Genomic DNA, 25386 nt, shown 5'->3' on the forward strand with positions numbered 1-25386 from the left:
TCCCAGCATCGGAACCTCACACATCTGGAGCACGCACCATGAGCACAGTCATCAAGGGTGGAACCATCGTCACAGCCGACCTGACCTATAAGGCGGATGTAAAGGTCGAAGGCGGCAAGATCGTCGAAATCGGGCAGAATCTCTCGGGCAGCGAAGTGCTGGATGCGTCCGGCTGTTATGTCATGCCGGGCGGCATCGATCCGCATACGCATCTCGAAATGCCGTTCATGGGCACCTATTCCTCCGACGATTTCGAGAGCGGCACGCGCGCCGCCCTTGCCGGCGGCACGACGATGGTGGTGGATTTCGCGCTGCCCTCGCCCGGCCAATCGCTTCTCGAAGCCCTCACCATGTGGGACAACAAGTCGACGCGGGCGAACTGCGACTATTCCTTCCACATGGCGATCACCTGGTGGGGCGAACAGGTCTTCAACGAGATGGAAGCAGTAGTCCGCGACAAGGGCATCAATACCTTCAAGCACTTCATGGCCTATAAGGGCGCTCTGATGGTGGATGACGACGAGATGTTCTCCTCCTTCCAGCGCTGCGCCGAGCTTGGAGCACTGCCGCTCGTTCATGCGGAGAACGGCGATGTCGTCGCGCAGATGCAGGCAAAGCTGCTTGCCGAAGGCAATAACGGCCCGGAAGCACACGCCTATTCCCGCCCCGCCGAAGTCGAGGGAGAGGCGACCAACCGTGCCATCATGATCGCCGACATGGCGGGCGCGCCCGTCTACATCGTGCATACTTCCTGCGAACAGGCGCACGAAGCCATCCGCCGTGCCCGTCAGAAGGGCATGCGCGTTTATGGCGAACCGCTGATCCAGCACCTGACGCTCGACGAAAGCGAATATGCCAATGCCGATTGGGACCATGCCGCCCGTCGCGTCATGTCGCCGCCCTTCCGCAACAAGCAGCATCAGGACAGCCTCTGGGCCGGCCTTGCCTCCGGCTCTCTGCAGGTGGTCGCGACCGACCATTGCGCGTTTACGACCGAGCAGAAGCGCTTCGGCCTCAACGACTTCACCAAGATCCCGAACGGCACCGGCGGGCTGGAAGATCGCATGCCGATGCTCTGGACCCATGGCGTCAATACCGGCCGGCTGACGATGAACGAATTCGTCGCCGTCACGTCAACCAACATTGCCAAAATCCTCAACGTCTATCCGAGGAAGGGCGCGATCCTCGTCGGCGCCGATGCCGATATCGTCGTCTGGGATCCGAAGCGCTCGAAGACCATCGCGGCCAAGACGCAGCAGTCGGCGATCGACTACAATGTCTTCGAGGGCAAGGAGGTGACGGGCCTGCCGCGCTATACGCTGACGCGGGGCGTCGTCGCCATCGAGGAAGGCACGGTCAAGACGAAGGAAGGCCACGGCGAGTTCGTCAGGCGCGAACCCTTCACCGCCGTCAACCGGGCGCTTTCGACCTGGAAAGAGGTCACCGCGCCGCGCCAGGTTCAGCGCAGCGGCATCCCCGCAAGCGGGGTATGACGCTTGGCTCCAGCGTTTCGGCTCATCGGCTGCTCAGCGCGGCACATACCGCTCCAGATCCGGCAGCAGGACCACGCTTTCCTGCTCGTTCGGATCGGTGCGGGCGATGACCGCTGTCGCCGGCCGGTCGCTGAGATTCGCTGGAAGATGCGGGACGCCGGGCGGAATGTAGAACATCTCGCCTTCGCGAACGATGACGTGTTCTGCCAACTCATCGCCGAACCAGCAATGCGTCTCGCCGGAAATCGCGTAGATCGCCGTCTCATGCGAGGCGTGAAGATGCGCCTTGGCGCGGCCGCCCGGCGGTATCGTCAGGAGATGCATGCAGATCCCCGTCGAGCCCACTGTCTCGGCGGCAATCCCTTCGAAATAGCTGAAGCCCTGTTTTCCGGCATAGGTACCGCCGGGCCGCACGATACGGCAGGTGGGCTTCGATGAAACATTCATGGCATTGCTCCCCTGGACCCCGCAGCCACGAGGCGACCTCGCCTCTCAAAGCTGCAGCAATGCCAAGCAGGATAACACGCAATCCGCCCCAACCATGCGGCGAAATCAGGACTGGTAGGTGTTAATGACGTCATCCGCTTCCTCCGTGGTCTCCGCGCGGAATCTCTGTCTCACCTACGATACGAATGACGGGCCGGTGCATGCGCTGAGCAATGTCGATCTCGATGTCCGCAAGGGTGATTTCATCTCCTTCATCGGCCCGTCGGGCTGCGGCAAGACCACCTTCCTGCGCGTCATCGCCGATCTCGAACGGAAGAGCTCAGGCGATATCAGCGTCAACGGCATGTCGCCGGAGGAAGCACGCAAGGCCCGCGCCTACGGCTATGTCTTCCAGGCCGCGGCCCTCTATCCCTGGCGCACGATCGAGAAGAACATCGCCCTGCCGCTCGAGATCATGGGCTATGACAGACAAGAACAGGCAGATCGCATCGCCCAGACGTTGGAGCTCGTCAATCTCAACGGCTTCGAGAAGAAATTCCCCTGGCAGCTTTCCGGCGGCATGCAGCAGCGCGCCTCGATCGCCCGCGCGCTTGCCTTCGATGCCGATCTTCTGCTGATGGACGAGCCCTTCGGTGCTCTCGACGAAATCGTCCGCGACCATCTCAACGAACAGCTGCTGAAGCTGTGGAAGCGGACGAACAAGACCATATGCTTCGTCACCCACTCGATCCCGGAAGCCGTCTATCTCTCCACCAAGATCGTGGTCATGTCGCCTCGTCCGGGCCGCGTGACCGACATTATCGAATCGACACTGCCGCTCGAACGCCCGCTCGGCATTCGCGAAACACCGGAATTCCTCGAGATCGCTCACCGCGTCCGCGAAGGACTGAGAGCGGGGCACAGCTATGAGGAATAGGATGATGGATAGCTCCGTCGCATGGCGGCCCCTCACCCTAGCTCTCTCCCCGCTAGCGGCAGGGCAATCGCGTATAAGGCACGTCAACACCGCAAGCTCCTTCTCCCCTCGGGGAGAAGGTGGCCCGAAGGGTCGGATGAGGGGGCTTGCCGCTTCGAATGCGGGGACTTTCATGCTCTTGGCATCCCCCCTCATCCGCCTGTCGGCACCTTCTCCCCGAGGGGAGAAGGGGTTGCGCCACACTGATTTGCCAGCAGGCCGGATGAGGGGCTTTGCCACAACGGGAGCCGCATCATGAACCCGCAATTCCTCCTCTGGCTTACCGGCGCCATGGCGATCTTCATCAGCGGTGCCACAGCCTCGCGCGCCTATGTCATCAACAACAACATTCTGGTGCTGATCCTGGCGCTCATCCTCTATTGCATCGGCAATCTGATGATGGTGCGGCTGATGCGCGAGGGTGGGCTTGGCCTGGCGATCTCCGCTTCCTCCATCGCCCAGCTCGTCGTCGTCAACGTCATAGCCTTCATTGTTTTCGGCGAGCGGCTGAGCCTGCAACAGCTTGCCGGCGTCGGCCTCGGCATCGTCGCCATGGTCCTGATGCTGTTTCCCGCGCAAGGGAGGGCATGACCATGGAAAGAGAACGGTTCTTCAAGCACAAGTTCCTGCCGGTCACGGCCATCGTCCTGGCAATCCTGGTCCTCTGGTACGTTTTCGCTGTTATCCTCAACTCGCCGTTCCAGCGCGATCTCGACCGGCGTGGCAACCTCAATCCGACGACGATGGAATTCATCGGCAAGACGCTGTCGCAACCGAAGCCGATCTTGCCCGCGCCACATCAGGTGGCGCAGAACGTCTTCGAAAATACCTTCCTTCGCGCGCCGACGAGCAGCCGCAGCCTCGTCTACAATGCCTGGGTGACCTTGTCTTCCACGGCGGTCGGCTTCGCCTTCGGTACGGTTCTCGGTATCCTGATCGCGGTCGGCATCGTGCATGTCGTCGCTCTGGACCGCAGCCTGATGCCGTGGATCATTGCCTCGCAGACCATACCGATCCTTGCGATCGCGCCAATGGTCGTTGTCGTGCTGGGTTCGATCGGCGTTACCGGTCTTATTCCCAAGGCGCTGGTCTCGACCTACCTCTCCTTCTTCCCCGTCGCCGTCGGCATGGTCAAGGGATTGCGATCGCCGGAAACCATGCATCTCGACCTGATGCGCACCTACAATGCCAGCGCCTTGCAGACCTTCTGGAAACTGCGCGTGCCCGCCTCGATCCCCTTCCTCTTCACCTCCATGAAAGTTGCAATCGCCGCGAGCCTCACCGGCACGATCGTTGGCGAACTGCCGACGGGCGCGGTCGCCGGCATCGGCGCCAAGCTCCTCGCAGGCTCCTACCAAAGCCTGACGATCGATATATGGGCGACGCTCGTCGCCGGTTCGATCCTGGCGGCCGCGCTGATTGCCGCCGTCAGCATCGCGGCGCGTATCGTCGATCGCGCCATGGGAGGTCGGGCGGCATGAGGCGTTTTCATTCATCGTGGCAGGGCACGCTCTCCCTTCTCCTCTGCCTTGCGGCCCTCCCGGTCCTGCCGCTGCTCGCCGCCGATGCCGCCACGCCCTTCAGTAGCGGCACCACCTTCGTCATTTTCATTCTCATTGCCGCCGCGGCCGCTATTTCCTTCATGAACCTGTCCGCGACCCTCTGCGCGGCGATCCTCTTCTTTGCCGCGCACGCCGCCGCCTGGCTGTTGCTGGCTGGAATATCGGGCAATGAAGGCAATGCGGCTGCATCGTTCTTTATCCTCCTCGCCGCGGCATGGCTGCTTGCCTGGCGCTGTGTTTCCATGCTGTCAGCCATCCGGGCGCACTCGACCGCCGACAGCTATACGCTACGCTTGCTGATCCCCGTGATCTTCGGCGTCTGGATCATCATCATCTGGGAAGCGGTGGCACGCGGGGCCGGTATTCCTTTCATTCTCCTGCCGCCGCCGAGCGCCATCGGTGCGCGGATCGCCAGCTCCATCTCGATCCTCTGGACGGATGTTCAGCAGACGATCTTCCGATCGGTTCTGATTGGCTACATCATCGGTTGCTCCAGCGGCTTCGTCGTCGCCATCCTCGCCGACCGCTTTGCCTTCCTGCGGCGCGGCCTGCTGCCGATCGGCAATCTGGTCTCCGCTCTGCCGATCATCGGCGTTGCGCCGATCATGGTCATGTGGTTCGGTTTCGATTGGCAATCGAAGGCCGCCGTCGTCGTCGTCATGACCTTCTTCCCGATGCTGGTGAACACGGTGGCGGGCCTAACTGCTGCCGGCAACATGGAGCGCGACCTGATGCGCACCTATGCGTCGAATTACTGGCAGACGCTGCTCAAGCTGCGCCTGCCGGCCGCCGCTCCCTTTATTTTCAATGCGCTGAAGATCAACTCGACCTTGGCCCTGATCGGTGCCATCGTGGCGGAGTTCTTCGGCACTCCCATGTCGGGCATGGGCTTCCGCATCTCGACCGAAAATGGTCGGTTGAACCTCGACATGGTCTGGGCCGAGATCGCGGTTGCCGCGGTTGCAGGCTCCGTTTTCTACGGTATCGTCGCCATTGTCGAGAGAATGGTGACGTTCTGGCATCCGTCTATCCGCGGTGGACAGGCGTAATCCGGGGTCTCCTCAAGGGATCAAGGCATAACTTCAGAGGGAAAAAGGGTAAGAACATGAAAAAACTGATGTTTGCACTAATGGCAAGCACGATGACGCTGGCTGCCGCACAGGCCGCGATGGCCGCCGACAAGGTGACCTTGCAGCTGAAATGGGTGGCCCAGGGTCAGTTCGGAGGCTATTTCGTCGCCAAGGACAAGGGCTTTTACAAGGAAGAGGGCCTTGACGTCGACATCAAGCCAGGCGGCCCGGATATCGCACCGGAACAGGTGATCGCCGGCGGCGGCGCCGACGTTATCGTCGACTGGATGGGTGGTGCGCTGGTTGCCCGCGAGAAGGGCGTGCCGCTTGTCAACATCGCCCAGCCCTTCGAGAAATCCGGCCTCGAACTGATCTGCCCCAAGGATGGCCCGGTCAAGACGGAGAAGGATTTCAAGGGACATACGCTCGGCGTTTGGTTCTACGGCAACGAATATCCCTTCTTCGCCTGGATGCATAAGATCGGCCTGAAGACCGATGGCGGCAAGGACGGCGTCACAGTGCTCAAGCAGAGCTTCGACGTGCAGCCGCTCGTCCAGAAGCAGGCCGACTGCATCTCGGTCATGACCTACAATGAATACTGGCAGGCAATCGATGCCGGTTTCAAGCAGGAAGACCTGACCGTCTTTAATTACACCAAGCTCGGCGTCGACCTTTTGGAAGACGGCCTCTATGTCAACGAGACCAAGCTGAAGGATGCGAAGTTCAAGGCCGATATGGTCAAGTTCGTCCGCGCCTCGATGAAAGGCTGGAAATATGCCGTCGAGCATCCGGATGAAGCCGCCGGGATTGTGATGGATAATGGCGGCCAGGACGAAAACCACCAGAAGCGCATGATGGGCGAAGTCGCCAAGCTGATCGGCGGCGGCAAGCTCGACACGAAGCTTTACGACCGCACGGTCGAAGCCCTGCTCGACCAGAAGATCATCAACAAGAAGCCGGCCGGCGCCTTTACGCATGAGATCACGGACGCTGCCCTGAAATAAGCTCGAAGTACTCACAGAGGCTAAAACGCGCGGGGTTTCAGGCCTCGCGCGTTTTTTTCATTTTGTAACAGCGGCAACAAAAGGCTGGCTTTCCAGTAAAACTTGACGGAAAAGCCCTCGGCTATCAACTATTCGAATGCTGACATCACAATGCCGTGATTGCTTCGCAAGGTTGCGAAGGATAGAAATACCCGCGAAATCATTTTCTCGTGATCTTGCGAGAATTGAAAACCGCTCCCATTTACAGGGGCGATTTTAGGATGAGGGACCCGCAGGCATGACAGACGGATATTACAGCGCCGCGCGTCATATATGACGCGCAAAGGTCGCTGTAACACTTTAAATCTGCTGCATAATTTTATCCTTAAATCGATTCCGATTTAAGGAATTATGCAGTAATCCGCCGGAGAAGCCGGCTCGCATGCATTGATTCCCGTGTTCGCGACGGAAACCAGCGAAACCGATTTCACCAAACGCCGAACTGGAACTGGACGCATGGCCCCCACGCCGTTTAGACTTCTGAGCACGACTGCAATCCTGCTTTCCCTGCTGGCGGCACCCGCCGCGCTGGCCGAGCAATCCGCCGTCACGACGCCGAAGCAGAACCTGCCAGCGATCGTCATCACCACAGCCACGATGCGCCACCTGACCGACAAGGTCGTTGCGACCGGCACGGTGAAGGCCGTTGAGGAGGTTTACATCCAGCCGCAGGTGGATGGCCTCTCGATCCGCTCGCTCAATGCCGATGTCGGTGACAAGGTCGAGGCGAACAGCACGCTTGCCACGCTGAACGACGATGCGCTCATCCTGCAGAAGAGCCAGATGATGGCGACGCGGGCCAAGGGCGAGGCAAGCCTTGCGCAGCTGCGCGCGCAGCTGACCGAGGCGCGCGCCAATGCCGAAGAGGCGGAATTGCAGCGCGTCCGCGCCGTCGCCATGGGAGCCAAGGGCACGATGTCGACCTCCTCGGTCGAACAGGCGAATGCCGCCGCCGCCGCCAACAAGGCGCGCGTGGTTTCAGCGGAACAGGCGATCGCCGTTGCCGAAGCCGACCTCAAGGTCACCGACAGCCAGATCGCCGATACCGACCTGAAGCTTGCCCGCACCGGCATCAAGACCCCCGTCGCAGGCACTGTCGCCTCGCGCGACGCCCGCGTCGGCGCCATCGCCAACGGTAGCGGCGATCGGCTCTTCACCATCATCCGCGACAGCCGGCTCGAACTGGTGGTCGATGTGTCCGAAAGCGACATCACCAAGATCGTCATCGGCCAGAAGGCTTTCATCGCCCTCTCCGGCAGCCGCGAGAAGCTTGCCGGAACCGTCCGCCTCGTCGCCCCGATCGTGGATCCCGTCACCCGCCTCGGCGCGGTGCATATCTCGATCGACGATGGTGAGAAGGCGCGCGCCGGCATGTATGGCAGCGCCGAGATCATCATTCGCCAGGAGGATGGCATCGCCCTGCCTTTGACGGCGGTCAACAGCGAGGAAAACGGTTCCTCCGCCCGCAAGGTCGAGAACGGCGTGGTCAAGTTCGTGAATGTCGAGACCGGCATTCAGGATGGAGGCTATGTCGAGATCCTAAAGGGCCTGAAGGCCGGTGACGAGGTCGTTGCCAAGGCCGGTGCCTATGTTCGCGACGGCGATCACATCACGCCCGTGCGCGATGCGTCGCAAGCCTCCAACTGAGCGAGAACGGCAAGATGAACTTCTCCGCCTGGTCAATCCGAAATCCGGTCGCCCCGCTCCTCGGCTTCTTCCTGCTGGTGGTGGTGGGCGCGCACGCCTTCTTCAATCTGCCCATCACCCGGTTCCCGAATATCGACGTGCCTGTCGTCAACGTCACAGTGACGCAAAGCGGCGCTTCGCCGGCCGAACTCGAAATGCAGGTGACGAAGGAGATCGAAGACGCCGTCGCCAGCATCAACGGCATCGACGAGATCCAGTCGACCGTCACCGACGGTCAATCGCAGACCGTCGTCATCTTCCGCTTGGAAGTGCCGACGCAGCAGGCGGTTCAGGATACCAAGGACGCCATCGACCGCATCCGGGGCAACCTGCCGTCCACGATCGATGAGCCTATCGTTTCCAAGGTCGATGTCGAAGGAAGGGCGATCCAGAGCTTTGCCGTTTCCTCTCCGAACATGACGCTGGAAGAGCTCTCCTGGTTCGTGGATGACACGGCCAAGCGTGCCTTGCAGGGCCAGGCGGGCATCGGCCGCGTCGACCGCTACGGCGGCGCCGACCGTGAAGTGCGTATCGAGCTCGATCCAAACAAGCTGAATGCCTACGGCATAACAGCGCTTTCGGTGAGCCAGCAGCTTCGCAGCACCAATATCGACCTCGGCTCCGGCCGCGGCCAGGTTGCCGGTAGCGAGCAGGCAATCCGCGTGCTCGGCGACGCCCGCAATGTCGCCCAGCTCGCCGACACGACGATCGCGCTGACCAACGGCCGCTTCGTCAAACTCTCCGATCTCGGCGCGATCAAGGACACCTATCAGGAGCCGAAATCCTTCTCCCGCTTCAACAGCACGCCCGTCGTCACCTTCGGCGTATTCCGCGCGAAGGGCGCGAGCGAGGTGACGGTCGCCAAGACAGTGGCCGACACGCTCGACAGGGTGCGCGCAGAGAATCCGAACGTCTCGATCGAGATGATCGACGACTCCGTCTACTATACCTATGGCAACTACGAATCCGCGATGCACACGCTGATCGAGGGTGCCATACTGGCCGTCATCGTGGTGTTCCTGTTCCTGCGGAACTGGCGTGCGACGCTGATATCGGCGGTCGCGCTGCCACTGTCGGTAATCCCGACATTCTGGATCATGAGCCAGATCGGTTTCTCGCTGAACCTTATCAGCTTCCTGGCGCTGACGCTGGCGACCGGCATCCTCGTCGACGACGCCATCGTCGAGATCGAGAATATTGCCCGCCATATCAAGATGGGCAAGACGCCCTACCGCGCCTCCATCGATGCCGCCGATGAGATCGGCCTGGCCGTCATCGCGACGACCTTCACCATCATCGCGGTCTTCGTGCCGGTCTCCTTCATGCCGGGCATTCCGGGCCAGTACTTCATTCAGTTCGGCCTGACTGTTGCCTTCTCGGTGTTCTTCTCGCTGCTGGTGGCGCGTCTGATCACGCCGATGATGGCCGCCTATCTGATGCGTGCCGAAGATGCCATCGAGGACCATCACGACAATGACGGCCGTTTCATGCGCGGCTATAGCTGGCTGGTGCGGCTGACGACGAAGCGCTGGTACACGCGCTATCCGACGCTGCTTGCCGCCTTCGCCTTCTCGATCGCTTCGGTCTTCGCCCTCATTATGTTCGTCCCCGGCAGCTTCATCCCGCCAGAAGACTCCTCGCGCATCGTGCTGTCCGCGGAACTGCCGCCGAACGCCCGGCTCGATGATACCGAACAGGCAACCAATGAGATCTATCGCCGCGTCAAGGGCATCGACGGCGTTGAAAGCGTCTTCGAGCTCGGCGGAGCCTCGCCGAAGGGCGATCTGGAACTGCGCCGCGCTACCGTGACGCTGACGCTCGACAAGCTCGATCAGTCGCTGACGAAGAAACTGGTGAACGATGTCCTCGGCTCGCTGCCCGTCATCGGCCCCCATCTGCCGAAGGTCGCCGTGTATGGTCGCGTGCGCCCGCAATGGGACATCGAGAAGGAAGTCTTTGCGAAGCTGAGCTCCATCCCCGACGTCCGCATCACCAAGCTGAACGACCGTGGCGATCGCGACCTGACCTATAACTTCCTCTCGCGCAGCGAAAAGGATCTCAACCAGGCCGTCGGCATCCTGGAAGCTAAGCTGCGTACCGACCCGGTGCTCGCCAATGTCAGCGCCGACGGCGCCTTGCCGCGCCCCGAGCTGCAGATCTATCCGCGCAAGGACGAGGCAGCGCGTCTCGGCATCACGCCGCAGATGATTTCCGACACGATCCGCGTGGCGACCATCGGCGATATCGATGCTTCACTTGCGAAGATCTCGCTCGACGATCGCCAGATCCCGATCCGCGTGCAGGCCTCGCTCGGCATGCGCCGCGACCTGGCGGCAATCCGGGCGCTGCGCATCAAGACCGCGACAGGCACCACAGTGCCGCTGTCGAGCGTTGCCGACATCGACTACTCCGAGGGCCTGTCCTCCATCAAGCGCAACAATCGCTTCCGCGTCGTCGCGATCGGCGCCGACCTGCCTCAGGGCGTGGCGCTGGATACGGCATCCGAGCATTTCCTCGATATCGTCAACAGCGCCAAGATCCCGGCAACCGTACATCTGGCGGAAAGCGGCGATACCAAGGTTCAAAAGGAGATGGTGCAGAGCTTCGGCAATGCCATGTTGCTCGGCCTTATGCTCGTCCTGACCGTGCTGATCCTGCTGTTCAAGGATGTGATCCAGCCCTTCACCATTCTGCTGTCGCTACCGTTGGCGATCGGCGGCGTGGCGCTGGCCCTGATCATGACCGGCAACGCGCTTTCGATGCCCGTCATGATCGGCATTCTCATGCTGATGGGCATCGTGACGAAGAATGCGATCCTGCTGGTCGATTTCGCCATCGAGATGATGCATCAGGGCATGCCGCGCCTGGAGGCTGTTGTCGAAGCCGGCCGCAAGCGCGCCCGTCCGATCATCATGACCTCGATCGCCATGTCGGCCGGTATGTTGCCATCGGCTCTCGGGGTCGGCGAAGGCGGCTCCTTCCGCGCGCCGATGGCGATCGCGGTGATCGGCGGCATCATCGTTTCCACCGTGCTCAGCCTGGTGGTCGTGCCCTCGTTCTTCCTGATCATGGACGACCTGTCGCGCCTGCTCGGCTTCCTCTTCGGCAAGCTGGTCGGCAGGAAGGATTCGGATGATGAGGTGCTGACCAAGGAAGGCCTGGCGGCCGCCGTCAATGAAAACCGCCAGTCGCTCGCCACCCTGGAAGAGCGTCTGGAGGCTGTTGAAGACAGGAATGCCAGAGGCACAAAGTCTATCGGCACGAATGTGCTGAAACTACCGCCCTTCGCGGCCGAATAACGGTTTCGCTTGACCGAGCAAAACCGATGATGACGGGGGCGGCTTAAAGGCCGCCCTGTTCTTTTAGGAAACTGACGATCGTGCTGACGCCCTCGCCGCGCTTCATGTCGGAAAACACGAAGGGCCGAGCCTGCCGCATCCGGTTGGCATCCCGGTCCATCACCTCGAGATCCACTTCAACGAAGGGCGCCAGATCCTTCTTGTTGATGACGAGAAGGTCCGACTTGGTGATGCCGGGACCGCCCTTGCGCGGGATTTCCTCACCCTGGCACACCGAGATTACATAGATTGTGATATCGGCAAGATCGGGAGAGAAAGTCGCGGCCAGATTGTCTCCGCCGGATTCGATGAAGACCACGTCGAGATCGGGAAGCCGCTCGTTCAGGCCGGCAATGGCCTGCAGATTGATCGTCGCATCCTCGCGGATCGCGGTGTGCGGGCATCCACCCGTTTCGACGCCGACGATGCGATCCGAGGTCAGCGCCTGCATCCGCACCAGCGCCTCGGCATCCTCCGTCGTATAGATGTCGTTGGTAATGACGGCGACGGAATAGTCGTCGCGCATCGCCTTGCACAGCTTCTCGGTCAGCGCCGTCTTGCCGGATCCGACGGGGCCGCCGATGCCGACGCGCAAGGGTCCATGTCTCGATTTCATGCTCGCAACTCCGATAAAGCGCTAGAGCAGTTCAGCTTTTCACAGAATCGCCAAACCGCTCTATTTCTTTGTTTTCTCGCAATTCCGGACGGAAAACCGCTCAGCACTTTTCCTGGAATTGCTCCAGCATAGCGAAGCGTTCTGCCGCCGCACAGCGGCGAATGACGTAGGCGATGCTTCGATTGTGATATTTCCCGATGGTGCGCGCGTCACGAACGGAAAAGCCGCGTGCCCTGGGTTTCATGGCGCAAGCTCGCTATGTCAGCCTGCACACTCGCCGAGCCGAGATCATCGAGGCTGGATTGCACCGCTCGCCGTGCTATGGCGGCAAAAAGACCCTCCAGCCGCGCCAGAATGGCGACACCATCCTTCTGTCCGCTGACACCGAGCCGGATACCGGCCGACACCATCTGCGAGGCCAGCGCATGCAGGAAGGCGGCCGCCGCCTTTTCGACCGGGATGCCGTGGGCGCCCGCGATCACGCCGATCGCAACCGGATAGGCCATCCTTGCCGGAAGCATGGAGAAGATCTCATGCGGCCAGGCGGCAGCGGCCGAAAGAAAGGCATCGCCAAGCAGCATGGTCTCGTTGTGCCGCTCTTTCGAGCCGGCCAGTGCTTCGGCCAGTTCCGCGACTGCCGCAAGCCGCGGCATGTCCGCGCCCGCCCGATGCGCCTCGACCAGCAGGACCGCGTCATTCCACACCGAACCATTCCGGATGAGCGTAGAGATCCAATCTCCCAGCCCGGTGCTGTCGCCCACCAGACCGTCGTGTACTGCACGCTCGAGACCGCCGGAATAGGCGAAGGATCCCACCGGAAACGCCGGCGACAGCCAGGCCATCAGCCGCAGGAGCGCCTGCAGATCGCGATCTTCCGTAACCGTCGTGTCGGTCATCGATGCTCAATCGTGCGAGTGATCATGATGATGCTCGTGACCATGCGAATGGCTGCCATGGGAGTGATAGGCGCCGCGCGCCGGCTGGAACGGCTCGCTCACTTCGGTCACGGCAGCACCCAACCCTTCGAGCATGGAGCGGATCACGTGGTCGCGCAGGATCAGGATGCGCTCTTCCTCGATCTGCGCGGACAGATGCCTGTTGCCGAGATGCCAGGCAAGCTCGACCAGATGCCTGCGGTCGCGCGGGCGGATCTCGAAAAGCTTTTCGTCGGCCGCGACGATCTCGATCAGCTCGCCGTCCTCGCGCACCAGCAGATCGCCGCTGGCAAACAGCACCGGCTCCTTGAGATCGAGCATGACCATGTCGCCATTTTCGAGATGCAGCAGCTTGCGGCGCAGATGCCTGAGATCATGCGGCAGGACGACACGATCGATCGGATTGGAAGAAGGGGTGCCGGCCGGCAGATAGGAGGTGACGCGTTGCATGGCGGTTCCAAATTATGACTTTGTCAGACCATGCAAAATAGTCACCTGCTGTGCAAGCATCAATGACGCGCCTATGCGCTACATCCGCTGCACATAGCGCTGCAGTTCCCGGGGATCGGTCGTCGCTTCCTGTTCGTGCTCGGTTGCGCAGCGATGCCAGACCTGGGACAGCCGCTCGCGCTCGTGCATGACACGATTGCGGCCGAGCGTTTTGGCAAGATAAAGCGCCTTGTCCGCCGCGGCATAGACGGTCTCCGTCTTGCGATCCCTGGTGATGTCGGCAATCCCGGCGGACATGGTGATCTTCACCGAACCGCCGTCGACGGCGATCGAGTGTTCAGCGATCCGCTCCTTGATCTCCTCGATGCGAGCAATGCGCTCGGCGGTATCACCGCCATAAATGATGGCGCCGAATTCCTCGCCGCCGAGCCGGGCAATCACGTCATCTCCGGTAAAGACGCCGGAAAATATCTGCGACACCGCAACAATCACGGCATCGCCGGATGCATGTCCGAAGCGATCGTTGACTGCCTTGAACCGGTCAAGGTCGAAGATGACCAGCGAAGCGCCGTCCGCAGCCGTATCCAGCGCTTCGGTGAAAGCGCGGCGATTGAGCAGGCCGGACAGCATGTCGGTACGGCTCAGCCGCTCGAATTCGGCGCGAGAGACGGCGAGCCTGTGAATCGAAAACCCCGCCAGCACCGCCACCGCACCGGAAACGGTGCCGCCGATGATCCATGCCAGAAGAACGCCGAAGCGCATCGCCTCCATAATCGGCAACGGCAGAAGATCGAGCCATTGCAGCAGGAAAAGCATCGCCAGGATGATGGCAAGCGACATGATGACGGCGACAAAACTCATCTTAAGCGCGAAAATAAAAATCGCACGTCGCTGCTGAAAGTTACCGAGCTCGGCCTGCAGCGAAATCCATCGTTTCATGCGATTCACCTTCCTCAGCCTACCGTTTCGATCATGTGAGATAGGGGTGAAGGCGCTTCCAGGTCTTTAATGTAATGATTAAAATGCGTTGCATTTCCCAAGTTGTGAACAACCAAGCGCGCCCATCCGCAAAATCAGGGTTGCGGATGGAAATGCAGCGCGCCGGCACCGCCACACCACGTCTTGGTCAAAGCCGCATTCGACGCGTAACATCGGAAAACCCCGGGAAACCGGGGTTTTCGCAAATTCGCCGATGGTTGAGCCTGGAAATGGCCTCAGAACAGGAAATAGCGCTGCGCCATCGGCAGCACCGTCGCCGGTTCGCAGGTCAGCAGCTCGCCATCGGCGCGCACTTCGTAGGTTTCCGGATCGACCTCGATATGCGGCGTGAGGCTGTTATGGATCATCGAAGCCTTGGAGATGCCGCCGCGCGTGTTCCTGACCGGCAGCAGCGCCTTGGCGACACCGAGCTTGCCGGCAAGCCCGGCATCGAACGCAGCCTGGGAAACGAAGGTCACCGAAGAATTCGTCCGATTCTTGCCATAGGCACCGAACATCGGCCGGTAGTGCATCGGCTGCGGCGTCGGGATCGAGGCATTCGGATCGCCCATGGGCGCCGCGGCAATGGACCCGCCGAGCAGCACCATCTCCGGCTTCACGCCGAAGAAGGCCGGATTCCAGAGTACCATATCGGCACGCTTGCCGACCTCGATCGAGCCGACCTCATGGCTGACGCCGTGCGCGATCGCCGGGTTGATTGTATATTTGGCGATGTAGCGCTTCGCGCGGAAATTGTCGTTGTCGCCAACCTCCTGCGCCAGGCGGCCACGCTGGCGCTTCATCTTGTCGGCGGTCTGCCAGGTGCGGATCGCCACTTCGCCGACGCGGCCCATGGCCTGGCTGTCGGATGAAATGATCGAGAAGGCACCGATATCGTGGAGAATATCCTCCGCGGCGATCGTCTCCTTGCGGATTCGGCTTTCGGCGAAGGCGATATCTTCGGGAATCGACGGCGACAGGTGATGGCAGACCATCAGCATGTCCAGATGCTCGGCAATCGTATTAACCGTATAGGGCCGCGTCGGATTGGTCGAAGACGGAATGACGTTCGACTGGCCGCAGATCTTGATGATATCGGGCGCGTGGCCACCGCCTGCGCCCTCGGTGTGGAACGCATGGATCGTGCGGCCCTTGATCGCACCGATCGTATCTTCCACGAAGCCGCTTTCATTCAATGTATCCGTGTGGATCATCACCTGAACGTCGTATTCGTCGGCAACGCCGAGGCAGCAGTCGATCGCCGCCGGCGTCGTGCCCCAATCCTCATGCAGCTTCAGCGCGCAGGCGCCGCCAAGCACCATCTCTTCCAAGGCGGCGGGCAAGGACGCATTGCCCTTGGCCGACAGGCCGATATTCATGGGAAAAGCATCGAAGGATTCGATCATGCGCGCCAGATGCCAAGGGCCTGGCGTGCAGGTCGTTGCCAGCGTCCCATGCGCCGGCCCGGTACCGCCGCCAAGCATGGTGGTGATGCCCGACATCAGGGCTTCCTCGATCTGCTGCGGGCAGATGAAATGGATATGGCTGTCCATGCCGCCGGCGGTGACGATCTTGCCCTCGCCCGCAATCGCTTCCGTGCCCGGTCCGACGATGATGTTGACGCCTGGCTGCATATCCGGGTTGCCGGCCTTGCCGATCGCGACGATGCGGCCGTCCTTCAAGCCGATATCCGCTTTCACGATCCCCCAATGGTCGAGGATCAGCGCATTGGTGATGACGGTATCGACGGCGCCGTTCGCGCGCGTCACCTGGCTCTGTCCCATGCCGTCGCGAATGACCTTGCCGCCGCCGAACTTCACTTCCTCGCCATAGGTCGTGAAATCCTTCTCCACCTCGATGAACAATTCGGTATCGGCCAGCCGAACCTTGTCGCCGACGGTCGGTCCGAACATGTTGGCATAGGCGGCGCGGGAAATCTTGTAGGGCATGGATCAGTCTCCTTGGGAGGCAGAGATGAGGTTCGTGTCGGCAAGGCGCCGCAGGCGGCCGAGGGATATGTAAGCCTCTACCAGCCGTTTCTCGGCGGTAAAGGGATGCTCTTCCCAGCCCGTGTGACTAAAGCCGGTAATGGCGATATCGTCGCCGGGATGGCGTGCCATCGCCTCGGCAATCACGATCATGCCGCTGCTCGGCACCACGTAGGAGCCGGGATCGTAGTCCGCCAGCGCCGCGTCCACGCCTTCGTGAATGGATTGATCGATCACGACATGCCGTTTGCCTGTTGCCTGACAGAAGGCGGTGAACTGGTCGGTATAGTCGTCACAAAAGTCGTCGAGTTCCGGATGAGAGATCGCCAACGGCGCGCGCAACGCGGCGAATTTTCTTGGATCGCGCACGCTCCAGATTTCCGATGCGGAGGCAACGGCGGGGCTCTTGCGCCACTCGGCCGAGCCGAGCATGGCGCGTGCTGGCCGGCCTGTGTTGCAGACGGCGACGACACCGGTCCGGCTGCCGCCGGCCCCCATCGAGCGACAATCGTTGAAGCGGATCACGAGATCGGCGGCATCGATGATATCGGCGGCACCTGCCGCGATCTCACCATTGCCGACGATCATCACGCTGCGCCTGGAACTCACTGATCACCCTCCGGTCCATCGGCGAGGTCCTTCAATTCCTTCGTCCGTTTGTTGGACAAATCAGCTTTGCAACCGGAAACGAGCATGGGCTCCATGGAGCCACCCCGCGCCTGGAACCCCTGCCCCTCGCATTCGCCGTCGCGATAGTCCACCCAGGCGCGCTGCGCCTTGATAAGCGCCTTTTCAGCGCCTTTCATGTCGTTATCCAGATCCGAGTCGATGGCAACCATCGCAGCCCGCGTCTTCTTGTATTGCGCGTTCAACGCTTTGTCGGCCGTGTCGAAATCCAGCGAAGCACAAATGTTCAGGTCCGTCTGTGCCTCAGCCTTGGCGCAATCGATCTTCGGTTCATCCGGATTGTTCTGCGCAAAGGCGGGTCCGCAGATCAGGGCTGCGGCAAGAGCCGCGGCAGGCACAAGCAATTTCATCGACATTGAACTCCCCCAAGAATCTAAAGCTTGCCCATGACCTGTTGACGGAAACCGTAGACTTCCCGCTTGCCCGATAGCGGGATCAGCGTCACCGAGCGCGTCTGTCCCGGCTCGAAGCGCACGGCCGTTCCGGCGGGAATATCGAGCCGCATCCCTTTCGCCTTCTCGCGGTCGAAGGAAAGCCCGGCATTGGTTTCGGCAAAATGATAATGGCTTCCGACCTGCACCGGCCTGTCGCCGGTATTGGAAACCTCCAGCGTCACGGTCGGCGCTCCGGCATTGAGTTCGATATCGCCGCTCGCGGCGATGATTTCACCTGGGATCATGGTTCTCTCCTCATGCGGCCCGGACGGGCGCACATCCTTCAGCTTTCAGGATACGCTTGGTCGAAGCGGGATATTTGGCAAGCAGCGCCGCCGGGCGGATGGGACGCCGCGCGAAGTCGCCGCCGCAATTCGGGCAGACGCCGCCCAATACAGTATCGACGCAATCGGCGCAGAAGGTGCACTCGAAAGTGCAGATCATCGCCTCCTCGCTGTCCGGCGGCAAATTCCTGTCGCAGCATTCGCAACTGGGTCTCAGTTCCAGCATGGCAGCCTCACCGGATCGGCTCGTGGACAGTCACGAGCTTGGTCCCATCGGGAAACGTCGCTTCGACCTGAACATCATGGATCATCTCGGCAATGCCTTCCATGACCTGATCGCGGGTAATGACATGGGCGCCGGCTTCCATCAGCTCGGCAACCGCGCGGCCGTCCCGTGCGCCCTCGACGACGAAATCGCTGATCAGCGCGATGGCTTCGGGGTGATTGAGCTTGACGCCGCGCTCCAGCCGCCGCCGCGCCACCATCGCCGCCATGGAAATCAGCAGCTTGTCTTTTTCTCTCGGAGTGAGGTTCATCGCCTACCTATGTGATTGCTGTTGTCTCGAGACTATAAGTTCCAGACTTTCGGCACAGGCGCTCCGTTGCGCAAGGCGGAAATGATCGGGATGAGGATTTTTCTGAGCGCGAAACCATCGGCGGCGGCGAGCCGCACGACGAGCTTCTCGCCCCAGTGGCTGGCGCCCCCCATATGCGTTTCGAGGAGCGGCCGGATGCGGCCGAGATAGGTCTCGGCCAGCGGCCCGACATAAAGCAAGGTCGCAAAGGCAACCTGGCCGCTCAGGACAGCCGCCTTCGCCGTCAATGCGGCCACGTCGCCGTCCAGGCGCAGTTCCTCGACATGAACAAGCCGCTCGCGGCGACGGATGCGCCAGCGATCACGGAACAATCCCTGCGCCATAACCTCGCCCATGGCTTTCCGCCCGAGCAGGATCGCCTCGACGGCAAGGAATTCGGCTGTGTCGTCAAGCTGGACATTCAACGCACGCGAAAGCGAGGCGCGGTCGAAGAGGATGGTCTCCTGCGGCAGCCAATCGACCCGGGCGCCCGCACCAACTTTTATGGATGTCTGCACCTCGGCCGTGCCGGCCGAAGCCTTGTAGATCTTCTCGCAGGCCTGCGTCGTCACATCGATGCGCGTGCCCGGCCCGGCGACGACGCTCCAATCCATCCGGTCGCCGCCGGTCAGGCCGCCGGCCGTGTTGATGATGACGGCTTCCATGGAATGATCGAAGGTCTCCGGCAGCCTGATCTTGGCGGCCCCCTCCTGGAAGAGCTCGGCGAGGCGCGTGCGGCCGCCAAGCGACTTGGCCGCAAGATGGCCGCGACCACGCGCCCTCTGCGGTCTCGTGCCTGCCGCCGTCATTGTCATCTGCCTCTCCACACATCACACCATGCCCGGCCATTGAAACCCGGCAAGGAATAAACGCAAGCAATTTCTGTGCCTTATGCGATGCCGCGCAATATCGGCCTATCGTCAGCCGTGTCAGCCGCATTTTTCGTCAAAAGCCGAAAAGAAAGGCAATCGTCTCAGACGGTCAGATGGCGGCGAGCCTCCGGCGTATCCAGCGTCTCCGCCAGGCCCTCATGCACGATCTCGCCGCGATCCATGATGTAGACATAATCGGCGAGCTCGCGGCAGAAATCGAGATACTGCTCGACGAGCAGGATCGCCATGCCGGTGCTATCCCTGAGATAGCGGATCGCCCGGCCGATATCCTTGATGATCGACGGCTGGATGCCCTCGGTCGGTTCGTCCAGCACCAGGATCTTCGGCCGCGTCACCATCGCCCGCCCGATCGCCAATTGCTGCTGCTGGCCGCCCGAGAGATCGCCGCCACGGCGCGACAGCATGGATTTCAGCACCGGAAACAGGCTGTAGATGTCATCGGGAATGCTGCGGTCGCGGCGGGAAAGCGGCGCATAGCCGGTCTCGAGATTTTCCTTCACGCTTAAGAGCGGAAAGATCTCGCGTCCCTGCGGCACATAGCCGATCCCCTGCTTGGCGCGCGCGAACGGTGCCATGCCGTTCAGCGTCACACCATTGAAGGCAACCGTGCCGGCCGACAAGGCGTGCTGTCCGGTGACGGCGCGCAAGAGCGAGCTTTTGCCGACGCCGTTGCGCCCGAGGACACAGGTGATCTTGCCCATCTCGGCCTTGATCGAGATGCCACGCAGCGCCTGAGCGGCGCCATAATGCAGATTTGCGTTTTCTACTGTCAGCATGGCTTCATCTTCTTTCTTTTCCCTCAGGCCCCCTCACCCTAACCCTCTCCCCGAGGGGAGAGGGAATTGCCTTTGTATCCCCGCTCACTTCACTAGTTAGGCGAGCCGAAAGCGCCTCCTCTCCTTCTCCCCTCGGGGAGAAGGTGCCCGACAGGGCGGATGAGGGGGATGCCCGACATGTCGGCTACCGCCCCAGATAATTCTCGATCACCTTCGGATCGCTGCTGACGAAATCGATGGATCCTTCCGCCAGAACCGAGCCTTCCGCCAGGCACGTCACCTTGACACCGAGATCGCGGATGAAACCCATGTCGTGCTCGACCACCACGACCGAGCGCGTCTTGGCGATCTCCTTCAGAAGCACGGCCGTCTCAGCCGTTTCCGCATCCGTCATGCCCGCCACCGGCTCGTCGACCAGCAGGAGCTTCGGTTCCTGCGCGAGCAGCATGCCGATCTCCAGCCACTGCTTCTGGCCGTGTGAAAGATTGGCCGCCAGCTCGTCGCGCCGATGCGAGAGCCGCACCGTCTCGAGGATTTCCTCGATGCGATCGCGATCGGCAGGCGTCAGCCGGTAGAAGAGCGTCGCGAAGACGCCGCGATTGCGGTTGAGCGCCAGTTCGAGGTTGTCCCAGACGGTATGGCTTTCGAAGACGGCCGGCTTCTGGAATTTCCGTCCGATGCCGAGCTGGGCGATATCGGCCTCGTCCTTCTTGGTGAGATCAATCAGGCCGTTGAAGAACACCTCGCCCTCGTCAGGCCGCGTCTTGCCGGTGATGATATCCATCATCGTGGTCTTGCCGGCGCCGTTCGGGCCGATGATGGCGCGAAGCTCACCCGGCTCGATGACGATCGACAGCGAATTCAAAGCCTTGAAGCCGTCGAAAGATACCGAGACATTGTTGAGATAGAGCATGCTGTTGGGTTTGATGTCCGGGATCATGGTCCTACTCCGCAGCCTGCACGGACTGTTGGGCTTCATCCTTCGCTGCCTTCGGCGGCGGGTTTTCCGGCGTCCGTTTCCTGCCGAGATATTGCGCGATGGTGCCGACGATGCCCTTGGGCAGGAACAAGGTCACCGCAACGAACAAGCCACCGAGCGCAAACAGCCAGAACTCGGGAAACAGGCCAGTGAGGATGGTCTTCCCGCCATTGACGAGCACGGCACCGATGATGGGGCCGATCAGGGTCGCTCTGCCGCCGACCGCCGTCCATATGACGACTTCGATCGAATTGGCCGGTGCAAATTCACCGGGATTGATGATGCCGATCTGCGGCACGTAGAGCGCGCCGGCGATCCCCGCCATCATCGCCGATACGACAAAGACGAAGAGCTTCATATGCTCGACGCGATAACCGAGAAAGCGCGTGCGGCTTTCGGCATCGCGCACGCCGACCAGCACCTTGCCGAACTTCGAACGCACGATGGCCGAGGACAGCATCAGCGCCAGCGCCAGGAACACCGCCGTCACGGCGAAAAGCACGGCACGCGTGCCATCGGCCTGGATGTTGAAGCCGAGAATATCCTTGAAGTCAGTCAGGCCGTTGTTGCCGCCGAAACCCATATCGTTGCGGAAGAAGGCAAGCAGCAGCGCATAGGTCATCGCCTGCGTGATGATCGACAGGTAGACGCCGTTGACGCGAGAGCGGAAGGCGAACCAGCCGAAGACGAAGGCGAGCAGACCCGGAGCCACCAGCACCATGAGCATGGCGAACCAGAACTGATCGAAGCCATGCCAGAACCAAGGCAGCTCCTTCCAGTTCAGGAAGACCATGAAGTCGGGCAGGATGGGATTGCCGTAGGTGCCGCGCGAGCCGATCTGCCGCATCAGATACATGCCCATCGCATAGCCACCGAGCGCGAAGAAGGCGCCATGGCCGAGCGAGAGAATGCCGCAGTAACCCCAGACGAGATCGAGTGCCAAGGCGAGCAGCGCATAGGTCAGGTACTTGCCGAACAGCGACATCAGATAGGTGGGCACATGCAGCGGGCTCGTTTCCGGCAGGGCCAGATTGGCGAGCGGCACGAGCACCGCGACGGCAAGCAGGATCGCGATGGCGATGCTGATACGCCGGTCGAGCGAGCGGAGGATAAAGGCCGTGATCATGCTTCCACCGCCCTTCCCTTGAGGGCAAAGAGCCCGCGCGGACGTTTCTGAATAAAGAGGATGATGAGGACGAGAACGAGGATCTTGCCGAGGACGGCTCCCGCATAGGGTTCGAGGAACTTGTTGAGGATGCCGAGAGAGAAGGCGCCGACGAGCGTGCCCCACAGATTGCCGACGCCGCCGAACACCACCACCATGAAGCTATCGATGATGTAGCTCTGGCCGAGGTTGGGCGAGACATTGTCGATCTGCGAGAGCGCGACACCCGCCATGCCGGCGATGCCGGAGCCGAGTGCAAAGGTGAAGGCATCGACCCAGGATGTGCGGATCCCCATCGAGGAGGCCATGCGCCGGTTCTGCGTCACCGCCCGCATCTGCAGCCCGAACGCCGAGCGCTTCAGCAGCAACAAGAGGGCAACGAACACGCCAAGCGCGAAAACGATGATCCAGAGGCGGTTCCAGGTGATCGAGAGGTAGCCGAGGTCGAACGAACCCGACATCCAGGAGGGGTTGCCGACCTCCTGATTGGTCGGCCCGAAGATCGAACGAACCGCCTGCTGCAGGATCAGCGAGATGCCCCAGGTGGCGAGCAGCGTTTCCAGCGGCCTGCCATAGAGGAAGCGGATGACGCCACGCTCGATGACAAGACCGACGGCACCGGTGACGATGAAGGCGACGGGCAGTGCAATCGCCAACGACCAATCGAACAACTCGGGATAGGAGGTGCGGATGATGCTTTGAACGACGAAGGTCGAATAGGCGCCCAGCATCACCATCTCGCCATGCGCCATGTTGATGATGCCCATGACGCCGAAGGTGATGGCAAGACCGATGGCAGCCAACAGAAGCACGGAGCCAAGCGACAGGCCGTACCAGACATTCTGCACCGCATTCCAGAACTTCAACTGCTCCTGAATGCCGGCAATGGCGGCAGCGACATCCGGCTTGAGGCTATCATCTACCGATACAGAGGAAAGAAGCCCGATCGCATCCCGACCGCCTTCGTTCTTGATCGTCTCGATCGCCGCCTTCTTGTCTTCCGCCGGGCGGTCAGAGCCTAGCACCGCAACGGCCCTCGCCCTTTCGAGCACGCCGCGAATTGCTCCGTCCTTCTCGCTCTGCAGTGCCGTCTCGACGGCTTCCAGCGAATCCGCGCTGGGCGCCTTCAGGATGGATTGCGCAGCCTCAAGGCGCGTTGCGCGATCCGGGCTCATCAGCGTCAATCCGCCGAGAGCCGCGCGAACCGCGCGGCGCAGGTTGTTGTTGATCTTGATCTTGCCGAGATTGTCCTTGGCTTCCCGGCCGGCGGCCTGCCCGGTCAGCGGGTCCACCAGGTCCAGCATCTCGCCGGAGGACTTGGCGATGAACACCTGGTTGTCTGACTTGCGGACATAGAGATCGCCGTCGGAGAAGGCCTGCAACGCCGGCACGACCTTGGGATCGCCTGTTTTCGCCAGATTCTGAACGATCTCGCCGGCTTTTTGGAAATTGGCCTGGCCGAGCGAATTGATCAGGCCGTGCGCATCCTCCTGGGCACGCAGGCCCGTGGCCGTCAGCGCCAGCATCAGGCAGAAGCCGGCGGCGAGAGCCAGGGCCATGCGGTAAACGAATTTGTCGAACATTGGGCTTGTCCCCTCAAGCTGCCGCGGGCAGAAAAGCCTGCCCGCGGCGGTCTTGCGTCATATGGGCTGGAAATCAGGAACCCTTGCCGCCGCACTTGCCGGTGGAAACGTTGAAGTTGCCGCAGTTCATCGGCATGCGCCAATCCGAGATCAGATCCTTGCTGTCGGGCAGGTAGTCAGACCATTCCTTGCCGACCACCGCGGGGGTCTGCGACACGACGTCGAACTGGCCGTTCTCCTGCACTTCGCCGATCAGCACCGGCTTGGTGATGTAGTGGTTCGGCATCATGGTGGCGGTGCCGCCGGTGAGGTTCGGAACCGAGACGCCGACCAGCGCGTCGATGACCTTGTCCGGATCGGTCGTGCCGGCCTTCTCGACAGCCTTCACCCACATGTTGAAGCCGATATAGGCGGCTTCCATCGGGTCGTTGGTGACGCGCTTGTCGTTCTTGGTGTAGGCATGCCATTCCTTGATGAAGGCGGCGTTGGCCGGGGTGTCGACGGACTGGAAGTAGTTCCAGGCGGCCAGGTGTCCCACAAGCGGCTTGGTGTCGACGCCGGCCAGCTCCTCTTCGCCGACGGAGAAGGCGACGACCGGAATATCTTCCGCCTTGACGCCCTGGTTGCCGAGCTCCTTGTAGAAGGGAACATTGGCATCGCCATTGATCGTCGAGACGACAGCGGTCTTCTTGCCCGCCGCGCCGAAGGCCTTGATCTTGGAAACTTCCGTCTGCCAGTCGGAGAAGCCGAACGGCGTGTAGTTGATGACGATGTCTTCGTCTTTGACACCCTTGGACTTCAGATAGGCCTCGAGGATCTTGTTGGTCGTGCGCGGATAGACATAGTCCGTGCCCTCAAGCACCCAGCGCTGCACGCCTTCGTTCTTCATCAGATAGTCGACGGCCGGGATTGCCTGCTGGTTGGGAGCGGCGCCCGTATAGAAGACGTTGCGCTCGGACTCTTCGCCTTCGAACTGGACCGGATAGAACAGGATCGAATTCAGTTCCTTGAAAACAGGCAGCACTGACTTGCGTGAAACGGAGGTCCAGCAGCCGAAGACGGCGGAGACCTTGTCCTTCTGGATCAGCTCGCGGGCCTTTTCCGCAAAGAGCGGCCAGTTGGAGGCCGGGTCGACGACGACGGGCTCGAGCTTCTTGCCGAGAACGCCGCCCTTCTTGTTCTGCTCGTCGATGAGCATCAGCATGGCGTCCTTCAGCGTCGTTTCCGAGATCGCCATGGTGCCGGAAAGCGAATGCAGGACACCGACCTTGATGGTGTCGTCAGCTGCAAAAGCGCCGTGGAATGCGGTCGTGGACATGATGGCGCCAAGCAGCGCGCCGGAGACGAGAGTCTTGAATTTCATCCGTGGTTCCCCTCTTTTTGTCTGCCGCAACGGCCGGTAAACGAAGATGAACCGTTGCCTTCAGCGACTATCCGGTAGCGCCTGGG

General features: G+C 61.3%; 24 protein-coding genes and 1 pseudogene. 8 read left to right on the plus strand and 17 right to left on the minus strand.

The features are described from left to right. The first annotated feature begins 38 nt into the window (after positions 1 to 38). On the plus strand, positions 39 to 1493 hold the full coding sequence (hydA, locus tag CCGE531_RS14270; protein WP_120664755.1) for a dihydropyrimidinase: 1455 nt from the start codon (positions 39 to 41) through the stop codon (positions 1491 to 1493). A 33-nt stretch (positions 1494 to 1526) separates the two neighbouring features. On the opposite strand, the gene CCGE531_RS14275 is transcribed toward hydA, so the two are convergent. Then, entirely contained in the window at positions 1527 to 1940 is a 414-nt protein-coding gene (locus CCGE531_RS14275) for a cupin domain-containing protein (RefSeq protein ID WP_120664756.1), read from the minus strand. Positions 1941 to 2064: 124 nt separating this feature from the next. Between CCGE531_RS14275 and CCGE531_RS14280 the strand changes: the two genes are divergently transcribed. From CCGE531_RS14280 to CCGE531_RS14310, 7 genes are all read left to right on the plus strand, one after another. Next, positions 2065 to 2856 (plus strand): ABC transporter ATP-binding protein, encoded by a 792-nt coding sequence (locus tag CCGE531_RS14280; protein WP_120664757.1) that lies wholly within the window; start codon positions 2065 to 2067, stop codon positions 2854 to 2856. Between the two features lie 294 nt (positions 2857 to 3150). After that, a complete protein-coding gene (locus tag CCGE531_RS14285) occupies positions 3151 to 3486 on the plus strand; it encodes a hypothetical protein (RefSeq protein WP_120664758.1) in 336 nt (111 codons plus the stop codon). Positions 3487 to 3488: 2 nt separating this feature from the next. Beyond that, positions 3489 to 4376, plus strand: a complete 888-nt coding sequence (locus CCGE531_RS14290) for an ABC transporter permease (protein WP_120664759.1) — start codon at positions 3489 to 3491, stop codon at positions 4374 to 4376. Then, the gene (locus CCGE531_RS14295; protein ID WP_120664760.1) at positions 4373 to 5506 is read left to right on the plus strand and encodes an ABC transporter permease; all 1134 of its coding nucleotides are present in this window, start codon (positions 4373 to 4375) and stop codon (positions 5504 to 5506) included. The genes CCGE531_RS14290 and CCGE531_RS14295 overlap by 4 nt, the downstream gene beginning before the upstream one ends. Positions 5507 to 5562: 56 nt before the next feature. Beyond that, a complete protein-coding gene (locus CCGE531_RS14300) occupies positions 5563 to 6531 on the plus strand; it encodes an ABC transporter substrate-binding protein (protein WP_120664761.1) in 969 nt (322 codons plus the stop codon). A gap of 495 nt (positions 6532 to 7026) precedes the next feature. After that, positions 7027 to 8217, plus strand: a complete 1191-nt coding sequence (locus CCGE531_RS14305; RefSeq protein ID WP_120666843.1) for an efflux RND transporter periplasmic adaptor subunit — start codon at positions 7027 to 7029, stop codon at positions 8215 to 8217. 14 nt (positions 8218 to 8231) lie between these two features. Beyond that, positions 8232 to 11555 carry an efflux RND transporter permease subunit gene (locus tag CCGE531_RS14310; protein WP_120664762.1) on the plus strand — a complete coding sequence of 1108 codons (3324 nt, stop codon included), beginning with the start codon at positions 8232 to 8234 and terminating at the stop codon, positions 11553 to 11555. A 43-nt stretch (positions 11556 to 11598) separates the two neighbouring features. Here the strand turns inward: CCGE531_RS14310 and ureG are convergent, their stop codons facing one another. The 16 genes and pseudogenes from ureG to urtA form a co-directional block, all read right to left on the minus strand. After that, positions 11599 to 12210 (minus strand): urease accessory protein UreG, encoded by a 612-nt coding sequence (ureG, locus tag CCGE531_RS14315; RefSeq protein ID WP_120664763.1) that lies wholly within the window; start codon positions 12208 to 12210, stop codon positions 11599 to 11601. Between the two features lie 209 nt (positions 12211 to 12419). After that, positions 12420 to 13106: an urease accessory protein UreF gene (locus CCGE531_RS14320; RefSeq protein WP_120664764.1), complete on the minus strand. Its 687-nt coding sequence runs from the start codon at positions 13104 to 13106 to the stop codon at positions 12420 to 12422. 6 nt (positions 13107 to 13112) lie between these two features. Further along, positions 13113 to 13595, minus strand: coding sequence for an urease accessory protein UreE (ureE, locus tag CCGE531_RS14325; protein WP_120664765.1), 483 nt, complete (start codon positions 13593 to 13595; stop codon positions 13113 to 13115). Between the two features lie 78 nt (positions 13596 to 13673). Next, positions 13674 to 14534, minus strand: a complete 861-nt coding sequence (locus CCGE531_RS14330; RefSeq protein ID WP_120664766.1) for a GGDEF domain-containing protein — start codon at positions 14532 to 14534, stop codon at positions 13674 to 13676. A 275-nt stretch (positions 14535 to 14809) separates the two neighbouring features. After that, the gene (gene ureC, locus CCGE531_RS14335) at positions 14810 to 16522 is read right to left on the minus strand and encodes an urease subunit alpha (protein ID WP_120664767.1); all 1713 of its coding nucleotides are present in this window, start codon (positions 16520 to 16522) and stop codon (positions 14810 to 14812) included. Positions 16523 to 16525: 3 nt separating this feature from the next. Further along, a complete protein-coding gene (locus CCGE531_RS14340; RefSeq protein WP_120664768.1) occupies positions 16526 to 17149 on the minus strand; it encodes a Urease operon accessory protein in 624 nt (207 codons plus the stop codon). Positions 17150 to 17166: 17 nt separating this feature from the next. Further along, positions 17167 to 17598, minus strand: coding sequence for a lysozyme inhibitor LprI family protein (locus CCGE531_RS14345; protein WP_162943954.1), 432 nt, complete (start codon positions 17596 to 17598; stop codon positions 17167 to 17169). 23 nt (positions 17599 to 17621) lie between these two features. Then, positions 17622 to 17927 carry an urease subunit beta gene (locus tag CCGE531_RS14350; RefSeq protein ID WP_120664770.1) on the minus strand — a complete coding sequence of 102 codons (306 nt, stop codon included), beginning with the start codon at positions 17925 to 17927 and terminating at the stop codon, positions 17622 to 17624. A 10-nt stretch (positions 17928 to 17937) separates the two neighbouring features. After that, the gene (locus CCGE531_RS14355) at positions 17938 to 18192 is read right to left on the minus strand and encodes a DUF1272 domain-containing protein (protein WP_120664771.1); all 255 of its coding nucleotides are present in this window, start codon (positions 18190 to 18192) and stop codon (positions 17938 to 17940) included. A 7-nt stretch (positions 18193 to 18199) separates the two neighbouring features. Then, positions 18200 to 18502, minus strand: a complete 303-nt coding sequence (locus CCGE531_RS14360; RefSeq protein WP_120664772.1) for an urease subunit gamma — start codon at positions 18500 to 18502, stop codon at positions 18200 to 18202. A gap of 32 nt (positions 18503 to 18534) precedes the next feature. Next, on the minus strand, positions 18535 to 19356 hold the full coding sequence (locus CCGE531_RS14365) for an urease accessory protein UreD (RefSeq protein ID WP_120664773.1): 822 nt from the start codon (positions 19354 to 19356) through the stop codon (positions 18535 to 18537). 158 nt (positions 19357 to 19514) lie between these two features. Then, complete coding sequence (gene urtE, locus CCGE531_RS14370) at positions 19515 to 20210, minus strand: urea ABC transporter ATP-binding subunit UrtE (RefSeq protein WP_120664774.1); 696 nt, start codon at positions 20208 to 20210, stop codon at positions 19515 to 19517. 184 nt (positions 20211 to 20394) lie between these two features. Then, on the minus strand, positions 20395 to 21150 hold the full coding sequence (gene urtD, locus CCGE531_RS14375; protein ID WP_120664775.1) for an urea ABC transporter ATP-binding protein UrtD: 756 nt from the start codon (positions 21148 to 21150) through the stop codon (positions 20395 to 20397). A gap of 76 nt (positions 21151 to 21226) precedes the next feature. Continuing rightward, positions 21227 to 22315: pseudogene (gene urtC / locus CCGE531_RS14380) on the minus strand (urea ABC transporter permease subunit UrtC); the annotation flags it as partial. Then, positions 22312 to 23937: an urea ABC transporter permease subunit UrtB gene (gene urtB, locus CCGE531_RS14385; protein WP_120664777.1), complete on the minus strand. Its 1626-nt coding sequence runs from the start codon at positions 23935 to 23937 to the stop codon at positions 22312 to 22314. The pseudogene urtC and the gene urtB, both read right to left, overlap by 4 nt. 73 nt (positions 23938 to 24010) lie before the next feature. After that, positions 24011 to 25300, minus strand: coding sequence for an urea ABC transporter substrate-binding protein (gene urtA / locus CCGE531_RS14390; RefSeq protein WP_120664778.1), 1290 nt, complete (start codon positions 25298 to 25300; stop codon positions 24011 to 24013). Positions 25301 to 25386 lie beyond the last annotated feature (86 nt).

It is taken from the genome of Rhizobium sp. CCGE531, from assembly GCF_003627795.1.
In the GTDB taxonomy this organism is placed as follows: domain Bacteria; phylum Pseudomonadota; class Alphaproteobacteria; order Rhizobiales; family Rhizobiaceae; genus Rhizobium.

What these genes read in the sequence shown, in the direction of transcription:
- hydA (WP_120664755.1), top strand. Translation starts at nt 39, where the DNA reads ATGAGCACAGTCATCAAGGGTGGAACCATCGTCACAGCCGACCTGACC.
- CCGE531_RS14275 (WP_120664756.1), bottom strand. Translation starts at nt 1,940, where the DNA reads ATGAATGTTTCATCGAAGCCCACCTGCCGTATCGTGCGGCCCGGCGGT.
- CCGE531_RS14280 (WP_120664757.1), top strand. Translation starts at nt 2,065, where the DNA reads ATGACGTCATCCGCTTCCTCCGTGGTCTCCGCGCGGAATCTCTGTCTC.
- CCGE531_RS14285 (WP_120664758.1), top strand. Translation starts at nt 3,151, where the DNA reads ATGAACCCGCAATTCCTCCTCTGGCTTACCGGCGCCATGGCGATCTTC.
- CCGE531_RS14290 (WP_120664759.1), top strand. Translation starts at nt 3,489, where the DNA reads ATGGAAAGAGAACGGTTCTTCAAGCACAAGTTCCTGCCGGTCACGGCC.
- CCGE531_RS14295 (WP_120664760.1), top strand. Translation starts at nt 4,373, where the DNA reads ATGAGGCGTTTTCATTCATCGTGGCAGGGCACGCTCTCCCTTCTCCTC.
- CCGE531_RS14300 (WP_120664761.1), top strand. Translation starts at nt 5,563, where the DNA reads ATGAAAAAACTGATGTTTGCACTAATGGCAAGCACGATGACGCTGGCT.
- CCGE531_RS14305 (WP_120666843.1), top strand. Translation starts at nt 7,027, where the DNA reads ATGGCCCCCACGCCGTTTAGACTTCTGAGCACGACTGCAATCCTGCTT.
- CCGE531_RS14310 (WP_120664762.1), top strand. Translation starts at nt 8,232, where the DNA reads ATGAACTTCTCCGCCTGGTCAATCCGAAATCCGGTCGCCCCGCTCCTC.
- ureG (WP_120664763.1), bottom strand. Translation starts at nt 12,210, where the DNA reads ATGAAATCGAGACATGGACCCTTGCGCGTCGGCATCGGCGGCCCCGTC.
- CCGE531_RS14320 (WP_120664764.1), bottom strand. Translation starts at nt 13,106, where the DNA reads ATGACCGACACGACGGTTACGGAAGATCGCGATCTGCAGGCGCTCCTG.
- ureE (WP_120664765.1), bottom strand. Translation starts at nt 13,595, where the DNA reads ATGCAACGCGTCACCTCCTATCTGCCGGCCGGCACCCCTTCTTCCAAT.
- CCGE531_RS14330 (WP_120664766.1), bottom strand. Translation starts at nt 14,534, where the DNA reads ATGAAACGATGGATTTCGCTGCAGGCCGAGCTCGGTAACTTTCAGCAG.
- ureC (WP_120664767.1), bottom strand. Translation starts at nt 16,522, where the DNA reads ATGCCCTACAAGATTTCCCGCGCCGCCTATGCCAACATGTTCGGACCG.
- CCGE531_RS14340 (WP_120664768.1), bottom strand. Translation starts at nt 17,149, where the DNA reads ATGATCGTCGGCAATGGTGAGATCGCGGCAGGTGCCGCCGATATCATC.
- CCGE531_RS14345 (WP_162943954.1), bottom strand. Translation starts at nt 17,598, where the DNA reads ATGAAATTGCTTGTGCCTGCCGCGGCTCTTGCCGCAGCCCTGATCTGC.
- CCGE531_RS14350 (WP_120664770.1), bottom strand. Translation starts at nt 17,927, where the DNA reads ATGATCCCAGGTGAAATCATCGCCGCGAGCGGCGATATCGAACTCAAT.
- CCGE531_RS14355 (WP_120664771.1), bottom strand. Translation starts at nt 18,192, where the DNA reads ATGCTGGAACTGAGACCCAGTTGCGAATGCTGCGACAGGAATTTGCCG.
- CCGE531_RS14360 (WP_120664772.1), bottom strand. Translation starts at nt 18,502, where the DNA reads ATGAACCTCACTCCGAGAGAAAAAGACAAGCTGCTGATTTCCATGGCG.
- CCGE531_RS14365 (WP_120664773.1), bottom strand. Translation starts at nt 19,356, where the DNA reads ATGACAATGACGGCGGCAGGCACGAGACCGCAGAGGGCGCGTGGTCGC.
- urtE (WP_120664774.1), bottom strand. Translation starts at nt 20,210, where the DNA reads ATGCTGACAGTAGAAAACGCAAATCTGCATTATGGCGCCGCTCAGGCG.
- urtD (WP_120664775.1), bottom strand. Translation starts at nt 21,150, where the DNA reads ATGATCCCGGACATCAAACCCAACAGCATGCTCTATCTCAACAATGTC.
- urtB (WP_120664777.1), bottom strand. Translation starts at nt 23,937, where the DNA reads ATGTTCGACAAATTCGTTTACCGCATGGCCCTGGCTCTCGCCGCCGGC.
- urtA (WP_120664778.1), bottom strand. Translation starts at nt 25,300, where the DNA reads ATGAAATTCAAGACTCTCGTCTCCGGCGCGCTGCTTGGCGCCATCATG.